A 16,710-nucleotide genomic window follows, 5' to 3' on the forward strand; every position below is an offset into this window, starting at 1 on the left:
TCATCTGACATATGTGTCCGAGGGGGGACATGCACTGTGGGCCTACTGCGGTCGGGGGTGGTGGGGGAACTGGATTTGGATGCTCTCCGGTGATCGCCGGGCGCCGCTGGGCAAGGTCCCCTGGCCGTCCATCTGCCGATCCGGTCGACGGGGCCCCAGGATGGCCCTCGCCTTCTCCGTGGCGCTGCCGCCTACCACTGCCGCTTCTGGGGGTGCGGCCCGGCCTGTTCCGGGGAGGCGAGGTGTCTTGGCGTGAGCTCCGTGAGTCATTGTGTCACTACTGTTCGATAATCTGGTGAGCGTTGAGGCGGTTGCTGAGAGTAGTTGGGGGGGCTCATGGTGGGGCGGGGGTTGGCTGGGCGTTTGGCCGGGCTGCATGCGGGGTTGGTGGACGCTCCGCGGGTTGCGGTGGAGTTCCGTCGGAGTGTGGTGCTGGTGCCGACGGTGGGCGGGGAGCCGTTGGCGGGTGATCTGGGTGGCATCACGTGGTTGTACGCGTTCAGTGGTGAGGATGCGCTGGGCCGGTTCGCGGTGGCGCGTGGGTTGGGGGCCGCGGCGCCGTACCTGACGGTGTCGGGGGCGCGGTTGTTGGATGTGGCCGTTCCGGCGATGGGGGTTGCCGCGGGGGTGGCGGTGGATGTGGCGGGGCCGGCGCCGTTCCTGCTGCCGCCGGTGCACGGGATCGTGCCGGATGCGGTGGCGGTGGATCGTGGCTGACTCCTACCAGGTCGACCCGGATGCGCTGAACAACACGGCGAAAGGGATCAAGGACGCGATCGCGGAGCTGCAGAAGCTCGGGATCAGCGAGAGCGGTGAGGTAGGGCGCGGTTTCTCCAACGTCTCGCTGACGGGTATGCAGGTCGGCAACCCGGGGCTGCAGGGCGCGTTGGACGGCTTCTGCGAACGGTGGAGCTGGGGGTGCGGCGCCTGGTCCACGACGGCGACGAGATAGCGCTGCGCCTGGGACTGTCGGCGGGGATGTACTACGACCAGGAGCAGTACGCCTCGGGCATGCTCAAGGACGTGGTGAACGCGGCCATGGGCAACCCGGACCTGACGCAGGACCAGGTCGAGGCGCAGTCGTGGGACACGACGTTGAAGGACAACGAGGTCACGCAGATCGGCCACGCGGACTACTCGGCCGCCTCGTTCCAGAAGGCGATGCTGGACTCGGCCGCGACCTGGGACGCCGAGGGGGCCGACGTGCTGGGGAGCGACCCGCAGGCGCAGGCGCTCGCCGCGCTGACCGGGACCACGGGCGCCGACACGGCGGAGCAGCAGCGCCTGTTGGCGGAGTCGAAGCGGCTGCGGGCGATGGCCGATCCGCAGGGTGGCCAGGGCTGACGGGGGAGGGGTACTGATGGGGTTGTTGGATTCGGTCGGAGACGGCCTGGAGGGGCTGTACAAGGACGGCAAGAAGGCGGTCGGGAAGGTCGTCGACGGCAACGCTCACACGGTCGGCGGGGTGCTGGACTTCGTCGGCCTGCACGACGTTGCGCACGCGGTCGACAGGTTCGGCGATCAGGTGGCCGACGACATGGGTGCCCAGGTCGGGGAGGTGCAGCTCGGTGACTCCGACGATCCGAAGGACCTGGTGCACGGTGACGTGAAGGCGATCGCCGAGTCGGCGAAGCATCTGCTGGCCTTCCATGACGCGTTCGAGGAGACCGGCAGCGGTCTGCGCTCGATGGACGCCGATCACTGGCGGGGCCAGGCCGCGGAGGCGTTCCGTGCCACGTTCGCCCCGCACCCGGCGCAGTGGCTGACGGCGGCGGACGCGTGCGCGGCGGCGGCCAAGGCGCTGGACGACTTCTCGCACACCGTCAGCTGGGCGCAGGACCAGGCCAAGCAGGCGATCGACGCCTACAACGCCGCCAAGAAGGCCCACCAACAGGCCCAGGACGCGTACAACGCGGATGTCGACAGCTACAACAAGGCCCTCAAGACCTGGACCGACAGCGCCAAGAGCAACCTCGACCCGGGTCCCGAGCCCACCGACCCCGGTGACTTCCACGACCCGTCCACCGGCCAGCTCGCCCACGCCCGCGACCTGCTGCGCGGTGCACGCTCGGCCCGCGACACGGCCGCCGATGCCGCGGCGAAGGCGCTGAAGGCCGCCACGGACGCGGCGCCGGCGGAGCCGAGCTTCACGCAGCGGATGAAGCTGGACGCGGTCGACCTCGGCGAGGGCGGCTGGGACGGCTACCAGCACCTGACCGGCGGGATCGTCAAGGGTGCGGCTGACATCGTCAAGTTCGGCCGCGGCATCAACCCGATGGACCCCTACAACCTCACCCACCCGGCCACCTACCTCGACCACGTCAACCAGGTCGCCGCCGGCCTGATCCACGCCTCCGACCACCCCACCCAGCTGGTCTCCTCGCTGGTCGGCTCGGGCTGGGGCTCGGATCCGTTCGAGGCCGGCGGCAAGCTGTTCACCAACATCGCCTTCGGCATCGCCACCGGCGGCAGCGGCGACGCGGCCGCCGCCGGCACCGACATCGCCGCGAACACCGCCCGGGACACGGCCGAGAACGCCGCCAGGGACGGGGCGGAGAACGCGGGCGGCACCGCGGGCCGCGATGCCGTCAAGGACCCCGAAGTCCCCGGCCGCGGCAAGGACGACCGGGTCTGCGAGAACGACCCGATCGACATGGCCACCGGCCACATGACGCTCACCCAGACCGACGCCCACCTCGCCGGCGTCCTCCCGCTGCTCTTCACCCGCACCCACGACTCGCACTACCGGGCCGGGCGCTGGATGGGTCCGACCTGGGCCTGCACGCTGGACGAACGCCTGGAGATCGACGACGAGGGTGTCGTCCTCCTGCTCGGCGACGGCATCGCCCTGGCCTACCCGCACCCCGCGCCCGGTCTGCCCACCCTTCCGAGTACAGGCGCCCGCTGGCCCCTGGCCCTGGACGGCGAGGGGCGCTACACGGTCACCGACCCGGTCACCGGCCACATACGCACCTTCCTCCCGGACCCCGCCAACCCCGCCCTCGCCCCGATCGACTCCCTCACCGACCGTGCCGGCCACCAGCTGGTCTTCGAGTACGACCACGACGGCGGCCCGATGGGCGTCCGGCACACCGCCGGCTACCACCTGGAAATCGACACCGTCGACTCCCGCATCACCGCCCTGCGCGTCGGCGGGCTCGACCTCGTCCGCTACGGCTACACCGACGGCCACCTCGCCGAGGTCGTCAACTCCTCCGGCCTCCCGTTGCGCTTCGAGTACGACCACGCAGGTCGGATGACCGCCTGGATCGACCGCAACAACTCCCGTTACGACTACGTCTACGACGACCAGGACCGCTGCATATCCCAGGGCGGCTCGGGCGGCCACCTGCGCTGGCGCTACGAGTACCGTCCGGGCCGCACGATCGCCACCAACTCCCTGGGCACGGTGGAGCAGTACGACGTCAACGAGCGTCACCAGATCACCGCCCACACCAACGCGCTCGGCCACACCACCCGCTTCACCCGCGACCGCCACCACCGCCTGCTGTCCGTCACCGACCCCCTGGGCCGCACCACGGCCTACGAGTACGACGCGGTCGGCAACGTCATCACCGTGACCCGCCCGGACGGCACACGGTCCTGCGCCCGGTACGACGCGAGCAACCTGCCCACCACGGTCGTCGACCCCGACGGCTCCCGCTGGCAGCAGACCTACGACAGCAGCGGAAACCGCACCTCCCTGACCGACCCCGCCGGCGCCACCACCCGCTTCAGCTACGGCCCGAGCGGTCACCTCGCCGCCGTCACCGACGCGCTCGGCCACACCACCACCGTGGAGTGCGACGCGGCCGGCCTCGTCCTCGCCGCCACCGACCCGCTCGGCGGGGTGACCCGCTACCAGCGGGATTCCTTCGGCCGCCCGGTCACCGTCACCGATCCCCTGGGCAACGCCACCCACCTCACCTGGACCCCCGAGGGCCTGATCGCCTCCCGCACCACTCCCGACGGTGCCACCGAGACCTGGACCTACGACGGGCAACACCCTCACCCACACCAACCCCCTCGGCGCGGTCACCGCGATGGAGTACACCGACTTCGACCTCCTCACCGCCCGCACCGACCCCGACGGCACCCGCTACACCTTCGCCTACGACGACGAACTACGCCTCACCCAGGTCACCAACCCCCAGGGCCTGACCTGGGCCTACCAGTACGACGCCGCCGGCCGCGTCATCGCCGAAACCGACTTCGACAACCGCACCGTCACCTACACCCACGACGCTGCAGGGCAACTCACCGCCCGCACCAACGGCCTGGGCCAGCAGATCAGCTACAGCTACGACCCGCTCGGCAATCTCACCGGCAAGGACGCCGACGGCGCGCGCACCAGCTACACCTACGACCTCGCGGGCCGGCTCCTCACCGCCACCAGCCCCACCACCCACCTCACCCGCACCCTCGACACCTGCGGCCGACTCCTCACCGAAACCGTCAACGGCCGCACCCTCACCGCCACCTACGATCTCCTCGGTCGACGCACCACCCGCACCACCCCCACCGGCACCGCCAGTAGCTGGACCTACGACCCGACCGGCAACCCGCTCGCACTCACCACCGCTGGACACACCCTCACCTTCGACCGTGACGCCGCCGGCCGCGAGACCACCCGCCACCTCACCGAAGCCCTCCGCCTCACCACCACCTGGGACGCCGCCCACCGCCGCAGCACCCAGACCCTCACCGCCGGCACCCGCACCCTCCAGGACCGCGCCTACCACTACCGCGCCGACGGCAACCTGACCGCCCTCGACGACCAGCACACCGGCACCCGCCGCTTCGACCTCGACATCCAGGGCCGCGTCACCGCCGTCCACGCCGCGACCTGGACCGAGCGCTACGCCTACGACCCGGCCGGCAACCTCACCGACGCCGCGTGGCCCACCCACGACGACAGCGCCCTCGGCGCCCGCACCTACAGCGGCACCCGGATCACCACCGCCGGCCGCATCCGCTACGAGCACGACACCCAAGGTCGCGTCGCCACCCGCCGCCAGACCACCCTCTCCGGCCGCACCGACACCTGGCGCTACACCTGGGACCCCGAGGACCGCCTCACCGCCGTCACCACCCCCGACGGCACCCGGTGGCACTACCTCTACGACCCCTTCGGCCGCCGCATCGCCAAGCACTGTCCGGCCACCGGTGAACGGACCCTCTTCACCTGGGACGGCCCCACCCTCGCCGAACAGACCGCCCAGGGTCCCAGCCTCCCCGGCCCCTACACCTTCACCTGGGACCACGACGGCCTCCACCCCCTCACCCAGACCGAACACCTCGACACTCCTGAAGCGGTCGACCGCCGCTTCTTCGCCATCATCACCGACCTGATCGGCACCCCCACCCACCTCCTCAACCCAGACGGCACCACCGCCTGGCAAGCCCGCACCACCCTCTGGGGCACCACCACCCACCCCAGAACCAGCACCACCACAACCCCTCTCCGCTTCCCCGGCCAGTACCACGACCCCGAAACCCGCCTCCACTACAACCACCACCGCCACTACGACCCCACCACCGCCCGCTATCTCAGCCCAGACCCCCTCGGCCTCACCCCGGCGCCCAACCCGGCCACGTACGTGCACAACCCGCACACCTGGAGCGACCCGCTCGGGCTGGCGCCATATGCTGCCAAGCAGGTGCCCGCTGGGCGGCTTTCCGACCGGCTGCCCCAGGGGATGAGTAAGAGAATCGCCTCTGCGTACGACGACTACAAGGCGGGGCGGCTCACATCGCACAACATCTACCAGGGACACGAGCATCCTTGGTGGGCGGGTGCCGAGGAGTTCAGGGTGCCAGGGGGGCCGGACACTGAGAGGATCTTGGTTAAGGCGCTCCCCAACGGGGTCAAGGCAATAGGATGGACCGCCACTCACTACAACAAGATCCAGCGGTTCGGCGCCCCACACTTCCCCGACTGGGGGTGGTAAATAGCGTCCGCCGCCCCTGCATGATTGGTCTGAATTGATTTCTTTCAAGAGAGCCGGAGTGCCGTTGTACAGGCTCGTGGATGCGGAATCTCAAAGTGTTCTCGTAGTAGCCGAAGATATCCGTGGATTCTTCGTCGGACCTGATCGGCAGCCCGATGGGCTGATCACTTTTACGGGGCTATGTCAGGCCCCGCTGGTGAAACAGAAAATCGAAGAGGCGCAACTGGAGGTACTGAATCATCGTCAGGAGCGGATCGGAAGCTACGATGCTGGACCTGTCCTTCTGACGCCAGGGCATGGCGCGGTCGGCGGCGAGCGGGGCGATCTCGAATGCTCGTATCTTGGGTACACCTGTGAGTATGAGAGTGCTGGAGAGATATGGCGGCGATGGGCGCAGGAGATCCCTCTCGAACAGCGTGAGTGGGCCCGCTGGCCTGCCGGGTCTCATTGGAGCTGGCTTCACGTGGCCCAGGTGGCCTGGTTTACTGGCAGGCGGAGGGCAATGAACTATGGAACAGCTTCAGAGGCCTCGATCGATGGCGGAGTGATCTATAACAAGGCGAGCTTCTATTGTGCGTTGGGCGAAGCTGTGAACGGCCCGGGGGGATACTTCGGATCAAATATCGACGCTGTCGCCGACTGCCTCTCGGCCAGTCGGGAATCGATGGCCAACTTTCAGCTTACCTGGGACAGGTCAGCTCTCTCGCGAGAGCTTCTAGGAGAAGGTTTCATGGCCTCGGTGGCGAGAGTGATGCGAGATTTTGGTGTCGACATTATTCATCGCTAAGAGGGGGCTGTGGTACCCAGGCGATCTGATTGAAATGCCTGCTTGAAGGGCGTCACTCCTGCCCCTGGAGTTGCGGATCTGCGAAATTTGCGCGCGGGTGGGTTCTGGGAATTGCGCCTGCTGAGAATGCCACCCGTGCATTGATGGCGTGCTTCATGGCTGCGACAGGATGATCAATCGTGTTTCTTTGCCTGGCATAGCTGACTGTCACCAATGTGCTCGCGGCCCCGAGGCCGCTGCCGTTGAGCGACCCTGCTAAGAATGTGGAGATCCTCGCCCTGCGTCATCAGCTCGCCGTCCTTGAGCGGCAGCTCGGTGAGGGCCGGGTGAGGTTCGCTCCGGCGGGCCGGGCTTTCCTCGCGGCGCTCTTCGCCCCGCTGTCGCGCGCGGTCCGGCGTCGCCTGCGGCTGCTGGTCCGACCGGACACCGTGCTGCGCTGGCATCGCGACCTGATGAAGCAGCGTCACGCCCGCGCCTGCCGGCCGAAGTGACCAGGTCACCCGCCCACGGTCCGCTCGATCCGCGTTCTGATCCTGCGCCTGATGCGGGAGAACCCGTCGTGTGGGTACAGGCGCGTGCACGGTCAACTCGCCGCCCTCGGCATCAAGATCGCTGCCTCCACCGTATGGGAGGTTCTCAAGGCCGAGGGCCTCGCCCCCGCGCCCGACCGCAGCGCCACCACCTGTGCCGACTTCCTGCGATTCCACGCCGGAGCGCTTCTTGCGTGCGACTTCATCGAGACCCTCACCCTGACCGGCCAACGGCAGTACATCCTCGCGGTCATCGAGCACGCCTCCCGCCGTGTCCGCGTCCTGGGCGCTACAGTGCATACCACTGCTCACTGAGTGGGCCAAGCCGCCCGGAACCTCGTCATGGACATTGAGGATGCCGGAGCCGCCGGCAGTTACCTGATGCGCGACCGGGGTGCGAAGTTCCCGGCGATCTTCGACCAGATCCTGGGCGACGCCTGAATCAAAGTCGTGCTCTCTGGCATCCGCATGCCGCGGATGAACTCCATCATGGAGCGCTGGGTGCAGACATGCCGCCACGAACTCCTGGATCGGACCTTGATCTGGAACGAGCGCCACCTACGAACTCGTAACACGATCACTGGCCGTGGGTGTTGAGTTGTCGCCAGCAGATGAGGCTGCAGGCGAGTGAGACGAAGGCGTTGTGGAGGTCGAGGCGGCGTTCCCAGCGGACGGCGAGGCGCTTGAACTGGTGGAGTTGGGCGAAGGTCTGCTCGACGACGTAGCGGAGCTTGCCGAGGCCGATGATGTCGCGTTCGCTCTTGCGGGAGATGACCGGCAGGATGCCTCGTTTGCGCAGCTCGCGGCGGTTGGGGTTGCTGTCGTAGCCCTTGCCGCTGAGCAGGGCGTCCGGGCGTTTGCGGGGGTGTCCGATGCGGCCGGCGACCGGCGGGATGCCGTCGACCAGGGCGAAGGTCTGGGTGACGTCGTTGACGTTGGCCGCGGTGGTGATCATGTGGAAGGGGATGCCGCCTCCGTCGCTGCTGGGGTGGTGCTTGCTGCTGGTCTTGCGTCGGTCGACCGGCGATGGGCCGGTCGCCTCGCCCCTCTTTTCGCGCGCACGTGGGAGGCGTCCACGCAGGCGCGCGTCCAGTCGATCTGCCCGGCCGCGTTCAACTCGGCCAGGAGTATGCGGTGCAGGGCCTCGAACACCCCGGCCTCCTGCCACCGCCCCAAACGCCGCCAGCAGGCCTGCCCCGAGCCGAAGTCCAGCTCCATGGGCAGTTGCTGCCAGGTGATTCCGGTGTACAGCACGAACAGGATGAATCGCTGCGGGTTTGACCGAGACTCCTTCTCTTGGAAGGATCGATTCCGTTATGAGGAAGCCATACCCCAGTGAGGTCCGGGAGCGGGCGGTACGCCTGGTGCTGGAGACCCGCGATCAGTACGAGACCGAGTACCAGTGCATCCGGTCGATCGGCGCCAAGCTCGACGTGGGCCCGGAAAGCCTGCGCAAGTGGGTCCGCCAGGCCCAGACCGACGCCGGCGCCCGGCCGGGCACGACGACGGAGGAATCCGCGGCGATGAAGGCGCTCAAGCGGGAGAACGCCGAGCTGAAGCGCGCCAACGAGATCCTCAAGGCCGCGGCGTCTTTCTTCGCGGCCGAGCTCGACCGGCCACACACACGCTCGTAGCGTTCATCGACGAGCACCGGGACCGCTTCGGCGGAGTCGAGCCGATCTGCAGGACGCTCACCGCGAACGACTGCGGCATCCACCCCAGCACCTACTACGCCCACAAGAGCGGCACCACCTCCGCCCGCGCCCGCCGCGACGCCGAAATCGTCCCGATCATCAAGGAGATCCACGAGAGCAACTACGGCGTCTACGGCTACCGCAAGGTCTGGGCCGAACTCAACCGGCGCGGCCACACGGTCGCCCAGTGCACGGTCTCCCGCCTGATGAAGGCAGAAGGACTGTCAGGAGCGGTGCGCGGCAAGAAGATCGTCACCACCGTCTCGGACAAGAGCGTCGACCGGGCGCCCGACCTGCTCCAGCGCAACTTCGTCGCGAGCGCACCGAACCGCGTCTGGGTGGCGGACTTCACGCACGTGGCGGCGTGGGCCGGCACCGTCTACGTCGCCTTCGTCGTCGACACCTTCTCACGGCGGATCGTCGGCTGGTCGGCGGCCACCAACAAGCAGACCCCACTGATCCTCTCAGCCCTCGAGATGGGCCTGTGGCAGCGGGACCGCTCCGGATTCCCGGTAATGCCAAGGGAGTTGATACACCACTCCGATGCCGGCTCGCAGTACACGTCGTTCCGCCTGGCAACCCACCTGGCCAAGGAGAAGATCGCCGCGTCCATCGGATCGGTCGGAGACGCCCTGGACAACGCCCTGATGGAATCGACCATCGGGCTGTACAAAACCGAGCTCATCAAGCGTCAGGGCCCCTGGCGCACCCTTGCCGACGTTGAGATCGCCACCGCAGAGTATGTCGACTGGTTCAACTCCACCCGGCTCCATAGTGAACTCGGCCACACCCCACCCGCCGAATACGAAGCCAAGTACTACAGCCAACAGCCAAACCTGCAGGTCACAGCCACAATCTAGAGCCTCTGAAGAACCCGCAGCGATTCACCCACGAAGATCAAGGAGTTCCTGGCCGTGCTGGCGGCGAAGGCGCGCCGCAAGCTCGACAACGGCGCCAGGCGTCTACGCGAGGCGGACCGGCATCTCAAGCGGCCGGACTCCAAGTACTCCTCGAAGCTCTCCTATCGGATCAACACCCGAGACCGGCAGCCGACACGGCGCGTCACACCCAAGGTCATCACCCTGCAACCAGCGATAGTTCACTGAGTCAAGCAACGGCATTGTGTTCCGGGAGGAAGGTGGCAGACGGTGATCGCCAGGCCGGACTCGGCGGCGAACCGCGCGAGTTCGGTCTTCCAGGTGCGGGTGCGGTAGCCGTTGGAGCCGCCTGCGTCGGCGGTGATCAGTAGTCGATCGGCCCTGGGGTAGGCAGCTTGTCCAGCGTTGGTCCACCAGCGGCGGATCGACTCGACTGCGAACGCGGCGGTGTCGTGGTCGGTGCCCACGTTGACCCAGCCCGTGTTCGCGGCAACGTCGTAGATGCCGTAGGGCACCACCTTGCCCAGCTCGCGGTCGGGGAAGTCGTGGGTGTCGACCCGCACCGGCTCGCCCTTCGGTTCCCACTCGCGGCCGTTGTTCTTGTAGGGGCCGACCAGTTCCTTCTTCTTGGTGTCCACGCTGATCACCGGATCGCCGATGCCTTGGTGGGTGTGGGCCCGCTGGTTGAGGTAGTGGAACTGGGCTTCCCTGTCGGGGTGTTGTCTGCCCTCCAGGGTCTTGGCATTGCTCTGCAGGCTGAAGCCCTCCTCGCGCAGGAGATCGCCCACTGTGTCTGCGGAGATCCGGTGGCCCTGGCGGGTCAGTTCCCCGCCGAGGTTCCGCGTCGATTTGGTGGTCCAGCGCAGCGGTGGCATCGGGTCTCCGCGCATGTCCGGCTCGACCAGTGCGAGCAGCGCGGTTCGAAGGGTAGGGTCCAGATCCACGATCCGCTTACGGCCGCCTCCTGCTCTGCGTACTCGCCCCAGCGGACCCTGGCCAGAGTCGAGTTCCCGCACTCCGAGCGACACAGTGGCCTCCCGGACGCCGGCGGCACGGGCGACCGTCGTGATCCCACCGTGACCGAGCGACCGGGCCTCCGCCCCCATCAGCAGACGCCGCTGCCGTTCATCGAGATGCGGCAGGATCGCCGCGAACTTGGCTGCCAACACGGCCCGTTGCACATCCAACTCGCTCATACCAGATCAACGATCCACCGGGTGGGAAGCCACGGGTTATAGATCTGCACGCCCTAAGCCACTGAGGGTTTTCGCAACGGTAATCACTTCCAGATTCCGTTGAGGGCGCGGGCGGCGCGGGCGTTGTCGCCAATACGGCTGGGGCTGAGCGTGACGTACTGCAGGGTGCGCCAGCGCTGTTTGAGCTCGGTGGCGGTCCGTTCCCCCAAAGGCCCGCACGTGCCGTAGCAGGGTGTTGAACATGCGTGTGCCGACGTGAAGTGCCTGTTCGGACTGGCCTTTTGGGCGTCGGGCCGGGAAGCGGATGCCGATGCCCGCGCCGATGTAGCCCTTGTCCGCCAGGGGCGGCAGGCCCTCGGCCGCCGCTTTGTAGAGGGTGGGCAGGGCGTGGATGCGGGCGGTGGTGATGTCGGGGGTCGGGCCGGGTTCCACGTCGGAGGCCCATAGCGGGGTGCCGTCCGGGGCGGACAGGAACTGGATGTTCCCGCCGAACGCCTTGTGCTTGTGGCTGAACCACAGGTCGTTGCCGTTCTCACGCGGACGCCGGCGAGCCGGTCCGATTCGATCAGCGTGCCGTCCAGGATCACGTGGGTCGAGCTTTGTCCTATTTCGTGGACACTCGCCTGTTATGCCACCAGGTCCAGCATAGTGATGCTGCTGGCGTGCTGTCGTTCGTAGTCGACGGGGCTTTGGTAGCCGAGGGCGGAGTGTCGCCGACGGCGGTTGTACCAGGCGATCCAGGTGAAGACCGCCAGGCGGGCCTGGGTCCGCGTCAGCCAGCGCGCACCGTAGAGCAGTTCGCGCTTGAGGGCGGCGAAGAAGGACTCCGCGAGGGCGTTGTCGTAGCTGGACCCGACCTGGCCCATCGAGCGGCGTATCCCGTGTGCCCGGCAGGCCTTGGCGAACGCCGCAGACGTGTACTGGGCGCCCCTGTCGGAGTGGAAGACCACGCCGCGCACCTCGCCGCCCCGGGCGTCGACCGCGGCCCGTACGGCTTCGACGACCAGGTCGGCGCGCATGTGCTCGGCCAGCGACCAACCCACGACCCGCCGCGAGTGCATGTCGATGACCGTGGCCAGGTACATCCACGCCCCGCCGACCGGCAGGTACGTGATGTCACCGCACCAGCGCACGTCCGGCGCCGGGGCCGCGAACACCCGCCCGACCAGGTCCGGCGCCGGCGGCACATTGCGGTCCGCCACCGTCGTGCGCACGCTGCGGCGCAGGTGGCGGCCGGCAAGCCCGCGCTCGCGCATCAGGCGGGCGACCCGCTTGTGGTTCACCACCCCGTGCCGGTCCCGCAGCTCCCGGGTGATCCGGGGCACCCCGTAGGCGCCGTTCGACTCCTCGTGGATCTCCTCGATCCGCGCAGCCAGACCCTCGTCGGCCTCCCGTCGCACCGTCCGGACGGCCGCCGCGGCGATCCACCGGTAGAATCCGGACGCCGACACACTCAGCACCCGGCAAAGCCGCTGTACTCCGTACAGGTCACGGAACTCGGAGACGAACCGCCAGCGGCCGGTCATCGACCCATCTCCTTGGCAAAATACGCGGCCGCCTTGCGCAGGATCTCCTTCTCCAGTTCCAGCTCGCGGACCTGCTTGCGCAGACTGCGCAGTTCCTCGCGCTCGGCCGGGCTCAACGGGCCCTCACCGCCCGCACCCGAGCTGCCCGCCGCAGCGCGTGAGTGCGCGACCCACTGGCGCAGCGATTCCGGATGGACGCCCAGCTCGCGCGCCACCGACGGGATCCGCCGCCCGCTGGACTCCACCAGCGCCACCGCGTCCCGCTTGAACTCCCCCGAGTACCTCGCAGTACCCATGAGGACATCCTCTCCACGGACCCGAAGATCCGCTTCTCAGAAGTGTCCACAATCCGGGGTAAAGCCCATCGCCACCCTTGCCCGCGGTCACAGTGACCTGGTCAGAGTCCTCGCCGAGGCCGAGCCAGTGCACCGGGCTACGCTCTACCAGCAGCTGGGCCTGATCCTCACCTACGACTCCGGAAAGCAAAAAGTGCTGGTTGAGATGAATCTCAACCAGCACTTTCCCGAAAGCCGTGGGCTTACGGTCGGTGTCCGAGGGGGGACTTGAACCCCCACGCCCGATAAAGGGCACTAGCACCTCAAGCTAGCGCGTCTGCCATTCCGCCACCCGGACTAGGTGGTGTCTGCGTGGCCCTGCGGTCTCGCTGACATGCATAACTGTAGCAAAGATCGGCTCAGGGGCCCAAAAGCCTGGGGGAGTGGGGGTGGCCGGGCGGTGGACGGGAGGGTTCGGAGAGGTTCTGGGGGGATTTCCTTGGGGTGGGGCAGGGCGTGGGGGAGGATGAGCGGGAGGGTGCTCGACGGTTCCCGGCGAGGTCGGGGCGGTCGGACGTGTGCCCGGGTCGAGCGGACGACGAGGAGTGGGTGTGGGCGAGTCGCAGGCGCAGCAGGCGGGTGGGTCGCGGGTGACCGGGGAGTCGGAGGTTGCCGATATCTGCCGCGATCTGATCCGGATCGACACCAGCAACTACGGCGACGGGTCGGGCCCGGGGGAACGGGCGGCGGCCGAGTACGTGGCGGAGCAGCTGGCCGAGTTCGGGCTGGAGCCGCAGATCATCGAGTCGGCCAAGGGGCGGGCCTCGACCGTGGTGCGGATCGAGGGCGAGGACCGGTCGCGGCCGGGGCTGCTGATCCACGGGCACACCGATGTGGTGCCGGCCAACGCGGACGACTGGACGCACCACCCGTTCTCCGGCGAGATCGCGGACGGGTGTGTCTGGGGCCGGGGCGCGGTGGACATGAAGGACATGGACGCGATGACCCTGGCGGTCGTCCGGGACCGGCTGCGGACGGGGCGCAAGCCCCCGCGTGACCTGGTGCTCGCGTTCCTGGCCGACGAGGAGGCCGGTGGCACCTACGGCGCGCGGTACCTGGTGGACAAGCACCCGGGGCTGTTCGAGGGCGTGACCGAGGCGATCGGGGAGGTCGGCGGGTTCTCGTTCACCGTGGACGACAAGACCCGGCTCTACCTGATCGAGACGGCCGAGAAGGGCATGCACTGGATGCGGCTCACGGTCGAGGGCCGGGCCGGGCACGGGTCGATGATGAACGACGACAACGCCATCACGGAGCTGTGCGAGGCGGTGGCCCGGCTCGGGCGGCACGAGTTCCCGCTGCGGATCACCAAGACGGTCCGCGCCTTCCTGGACGAGCTGTCGGACGCGCTGGGGGTGCCGCTCGACCCGGAGAACATGGATGAGACGCTGCGGATCCTCGGCGGGGTCGCGAAGATGATCGGCACCACGCTGCGCAACACCGCGCAGCCGACCATGCTGGGCGCCGGCTACAAGGTGAACGTGATCCCCGGCCAGGCCACGGCGCACGTGGACGGGCGCTTCCTGCCGGGCTACGAGGAGGAGTTCCTCGCCGAGCTGGACAGTGTGCTCGGCCCGCGGGTGAAGCGCGAGAGCGTGCACTCGGACAAGGCGATCGAGACCAGCTTCGACGGCCCGCTGGTGGAGGCGATGCAGCTGGCGCTGCGCGCCGAGGACCCGATCGCCCGGGCGGTGCCGTACTGCCTGTCGGGCGGCACCGACGCCAAGTCGTTCCAGGACCTGGGCATCCGCTGCTTCGGGTTCGCGCCGCTCCAGCTGCCGCCGGAGCTGGACTTCGCGGGGATGTTCCACGGCGTGGACGAGCGGGTGCCGGTCGAGGGGCTGAAGTTCGGCGTGCGGGTGCTCGACCGCTTCATCGACGCGTGCTGATCAATCGACGCGTGTTGATCGTGGGCGTGCGTCGGACCGGCTGAGCGGTAGGTCGGCAGAACACGAACGGCCTGGCGATGGGCCCGCTCCGGGAGGATGGAAAGCCTCCGGAGCGGGCCCGTTTTATGTGAGGGGATGATGAGCCACCGCCGGAAATCGCCGCTGCCGAATCGTTTCTTCCACTTTCTCCATGGTCGATCATCCGAGCGAGACTTCACCGCTGCGAGTGAATGCCGATCGGGTGGCGTACCCCATTCGGCAGAGCCCTCGTTCACTCCTATGGCGGCTCGGGGACCGGGCTGCTCAGATGATCAGGAGGAAAAGATGAACGCGAAGAAGATTGCCGTCGTCTCGGCTGCCGCCGGTGGGCTGATGCTGGCCGGCGCGGGTGTCGCGGCCGCGCACGGCGGGGCCGGCGCCGAGGGTGCCGCAGTCCACTCGCCCGGCGTCGTGGCCGGCAATGTCGTCCAGGTTCCGGTGCACGTTCCGGTGAACGTCTGCGGCAACACGATCAGCGTGATCGGCGTGCTGAACCCGGCCTTCGGCAACGGCTGCCAGAACGTCTGACCATAGGCCAGTCGGCCAGTCGGCCAGTCGGCTTGACAGCTTGACGGTGCACGAAAGAGGGGCGTCCCGGTCGGGGCGCCCTTTTTCGCGGTTTAATCCACCTGATCGAGTGAGGCAGGTCCGCCCGGGTCAACCTTTTCGGGGCCGGCTCGTTAGGCAGTGGGCGGGAATGGATTTCGTCGGAAATACCGACCATCACATGTCAGGGGTACCTATGCGACAGGTTGCCAGGAAAGGGATCCTTACGGCGGTGGCCACCGGCAGCGTGCTGGCCTCCACGGCGGGTTATGCGTACGCGAGTGCGGATGCGAGCGGCGCGGCGGTCGGCTCTCCGGGGGTCGGCTCGGGCAACACCGTGCAGGTGCCGGTCGACGCGCCGGTCAACGTCTGCGGGAACACGGTCGATGTGGTCGGGCTGCTGAACCCGGCCTATGGGAACCAGTGCGGGAACAGCTCCCCGCACGGCGGATCCGTGCACGGCGGCCAGCACGGTGGCACCCAGAACGGCGGCGGCCAGAACAGTGGCACCCAGAACAGCGGGGGCCAGAACAGCGGCGGTCAGCAGGGCGGCGGCAGCCAGAACGGCCCGGGCGGCGGCCCCCAGCAGGGCAACTGGCCCGGCACCCCGAGCATGCCCGGAGTGCCGGGGACGCCCGCCATGCCCGGCGGCGACAGCTCGGGCCCCCAGAGCGGGCCGGTCTCCCACACACCGACCGCCGGCAGCTCGACCAGCGGCGGCAGCTCCGCCTCCGGGGTCGGCTCGCACTCGCCCGGCGTCGCCTCGGGCAATACGGGCCAGCTCCCGGTGGACGTGCCGGTCAACCTCTGCGGCAACTCGATCAACGTGATCGGCGCGCTCAACCCGGTGATGGGCAACGACTGCGCCAACCACGAGAGCGCCCCGGTCACCCCGGCCCCCATCGCGACGCCGGTCAACACGCCGCCCGTGCAGGCCCCGCCGGCCCAGACGCAGCCCAACGGCTCCACCCGCGCGCCTGCCACGCCGCCCGCCGCGGCGCCCGTGGTGGCTCCGGCCGCCGCTCCGGCAGTGGCCCCCCAGGCCGCGGCGCCGGCTGCCAAGCAGCTCGCGTTCACGGGCTCCCAGGGGCTCGACGTGATCGCGCCGGCCGGTCTGGCGCTGCTGATCGCGGGCGGGGTGCTGTACCGCCGCTCCCGCACGGCCGCCTGAGTCAGGCACGTTCCACGTGGGCCGGTGCTCTCCAGGGGGCACCGGCCCACGTCGTCCCCGGCCCCGCCACCAGCTTCCCCAGCCGCGCCGCCGGCTTCCCCGGCCCTGCTACCGGCTTGCCCAGCCCCGCCGTCGGCTTCCCCGGCCGCGCTCCTACCGGCTGCCGCG

The 16,710-nt window shown here is 68.6% G+C and carries 12 protein-coding genes, 1 tRNA gene and 6 pseudogenes; 12 read left to right on the forward strand and 7 right to left on the reverse strand.

Going from position 1 to position 16,710, the window contains the following annotated elements; translation table 11 throughout:
• The first annotated feature begins 426 nt into the window (after positions 1–426).
• The 7 genes and pseudogenes from OG294_RS31665 to OG294_RS41230 all read left to right on the forward strand — a co-directional run.
• Positions 427–717, forward strand: a complete 291-nt coding sequence (locus tag OG294_RS31665) for an SseB family protein (protein WP_327069985.1) — start codon at positions 427–429, stop codon at positions 715–717.
• A complete protein-coding gene (locus OG294_RS31670; RefSeq protein ID WP_327069986.1) occupies positions 710–952 on the forward strand; it encodes a hypothetical protein in 243 nt (80 codons plus the stop codon). The genes OG294_RS31665 and OG294_RS31670 overlap by 8 nt, the downstream gene beginning before the upstream one ends.
• Complete coding sequence (locus OG294_RS31675; RefSeq protein ID WP_327069987.1) at positions 919–1,344, forward strand: hypothetical protein; 426 nt, start codon at positions 919–921, stop codon at positions 1,342–1,344. Before OG294_RS31670 ends, OG294_RS31675 begins: the two co-directional genes overlap by 34 nt.
• 16 nt (positions 1,345–1,360) lie before the next feature.
• Positions 1,361–2,842: pseudogene (locus tag OG294_RS41225) on the forward strand (putative T7SS-secreted protein); the annotation flags it as partial.
• An 846-nt stretch (positions 2,843–3,688) separates the two neighbouring features.
• Positions 3,689–5,645 (forward strand): annotated as a pseudogene (locus OG294_RS31685) (RHS repeat-associated core domain-containing protein); the annotation flags it as partial.
• Between the two features lie 370 nt (positions 5,646–6,015).
• The gene (locus tag OG294_RS31690; protein ID WP_327069989.1) at positions 6,016–6,738 is read left to right on the forward strand and encodes a barstar family protein; all 723 of its coding nucleotides are present in this window, start codon (positions 6,016–6,018) and stop codon (positions 6,736–6,738) included.
• Between the two features lie 236 nt (positions 6,739–6,974).
• A pseudogene (locus OG294_RS41230) lies at positions 6,975–7,829 on the forward strand (integrase); the annotation flags it as partial.
• Between the two features lie 16 nt (positions 7,830–7,845).
• Here the strand turns inward: OG294_RS41230 and OG294_RS31705 are convergent.
• Positions 7,846–8,436, reverse strand: coding sequence for an IS5 family transposase (locus tag OG294_RS31705; protein WP_327069992.1), 591 nt, complete (start codon positions 8,434–8,436; stop codon positions 7,846–7,848).
• Positions 8,415–8,522, reverse strand: a pseudogene (locus OG294_RS41235) (transposase); the annotation flags it as partial. The gene OG294_RS31705 and the pseudogene OG294_RS41235, both read right to left, overlap by 22 nt.
• A gap of 62 nt (positions 8,523–8,584) precedes the next feature.
• Here OG294_RS41235 and OG294_RS31710 point away from each other — a divergent pair.
• Positions 8,585–9,822, forward strand: a protein-coding gene (locus OG294_RS31710; RefSeq protein ID WP_327065281.1) for an IS3 family transposase whose coding sequence is annotated in 2 segments (ribosomal slippage) — positions 8,585–8,858 and positions 8,858–9,822 — 1,239 coding nt in all. Because the reading frame shifts where the segments join, the coding sequence is not laid out codon by codon here.
• Between the two features lie 54 nt (positions 9,823–9,876).
• Positions 9,877–10,068: a hypothetical protein gene (locus tag OG294_RS31715; protein WP_327069993.1), complete on the forward strand. Its 192-nt coding sequence runs from the start codon at positions 9,877–9,879 to the stop codon at positions 10,066–10,068.
• A gap of 17 nt (positions 10,069–10,085) precedes the next feature.
• On the opposite strand, the pseudogene OG294_RS31720 reads toward OG294_RS31715, so the two are convergent.
• The 5 genes and pseudogenes from OG294_RS31720 to OG294_RS31735 form a co-directional block, all read right to left on the reverse strand.
• Positions 10,086–11,036 (reverse strand): annotated as a pseudogene (locus OG294_RS31720) (ISAzo13 family transposase); the annotation flags it as partial.
• Between the two features lie 83 nt (positions 11,037–11,119).
• Positions 11,120–11,245 (reverse strand): hypothetical protein, encoded by a 126-nt coding sequence (locus tag OG294_RS41240; protein WP_442789254.1) that lies wholly within the window; start codon positions 11,243–11,245, stop codon positions 11,120–11,122.
• 16 nt (positions 11,246–11,261) lie between these two features.
• Positions 11,262–11,777 (reverse strand): annotated as a pseudogene (locus OG294_RS41245) (transposase family protein); the annotation flags it as partial.
• Positions 11,663–12,858 (reverse strand): IS3 family transposase gene (locus OG294_RS31730; protein ID WP_442789255.1). Its coding sequence is split into 2 segments (ribosomal slippage): positions 11,663–12,646 and positions 12,649–12,858, totalling 1,194 coding nucleotides; the frame shifts between segments, so codons are not numbered across the junction. The gene OG294_RS31730 and the pseudogene OG294_RS41245, both read right to left, overlap by 115 nt.
• Before the next feature lie 252 nt (positions 12,859–13,110).
• Positions 13,111–13,195 (reverse strand) — tRNA-Leu (locus OG294_RS31735).
• A 253-nt stretch (positions 13,196–13,448) separates the two neighbouring features.
• On the opposite strand from OG294_RS31735, the gene OG294_RS31740 reads away from it, so the two are divergent.
• The 3 genes from OG294_RS31740 (at position 13,449) to OG294_RS31750 (ending at position 16,542) form a co-directional block, all read left to right on the forward strand.
• Positions 13,449–14,786, forward strand: coding sequence for a M20/M25/M40 family metallo-hydrolase (locus OG294_RS31740; protein ID WP_327069995.1), 1,338 nt, complete (start codon positions 13,449–13,451; stop codon positions 14,784–14,786).
• Positions 14,787–15,110: 324 nt separating this feature from the next.
• On the forward strand, positions 15,111–15,353 hold the full coding sequence (locus tag OG294_RS31745) for a chaplin family protein (protein WP_327069996.1): 243 nt from the start codon (positions 15,111–15,113) through the stop codon (positions 15,351–15,353).
• A gap of 250 nt (positions 15,354–15,603) precedes the next feature.
• The gene (locus tag OG294_RS31750) at positions 15,604–16,542 is read left to right on the forward strand and encodes a chaplin (RefSeq protein ID WP_442789256.1); all 939 of its coding nucleotides are present in this window, start codon (positions 15,604–15,606) and stop codon (positions 16,540–16,542) included.
• Positions 16,543–16,710: the final 168 nt, after the last annotated feature.

This window comes from Kitasatospora sp. NBC_01302 (assembly GCF_035976515.1).
Taxonomy (GTDB): Bacteria; Actinomycetota; Actinomycetes; order Streptomycetales; family Streptomycetaceae; genus Kitasatospora.

What these genes read in the sequence shown, in the direction of transcription:
- OG294_RS31745 (WP_327069996.1), top strand. Translation starts at nt 15,111, where the DNA reads ATGAACGCGAAGAAGATTGCCGTCGTCTCGGCTGCCGCCGGTGGGCTG.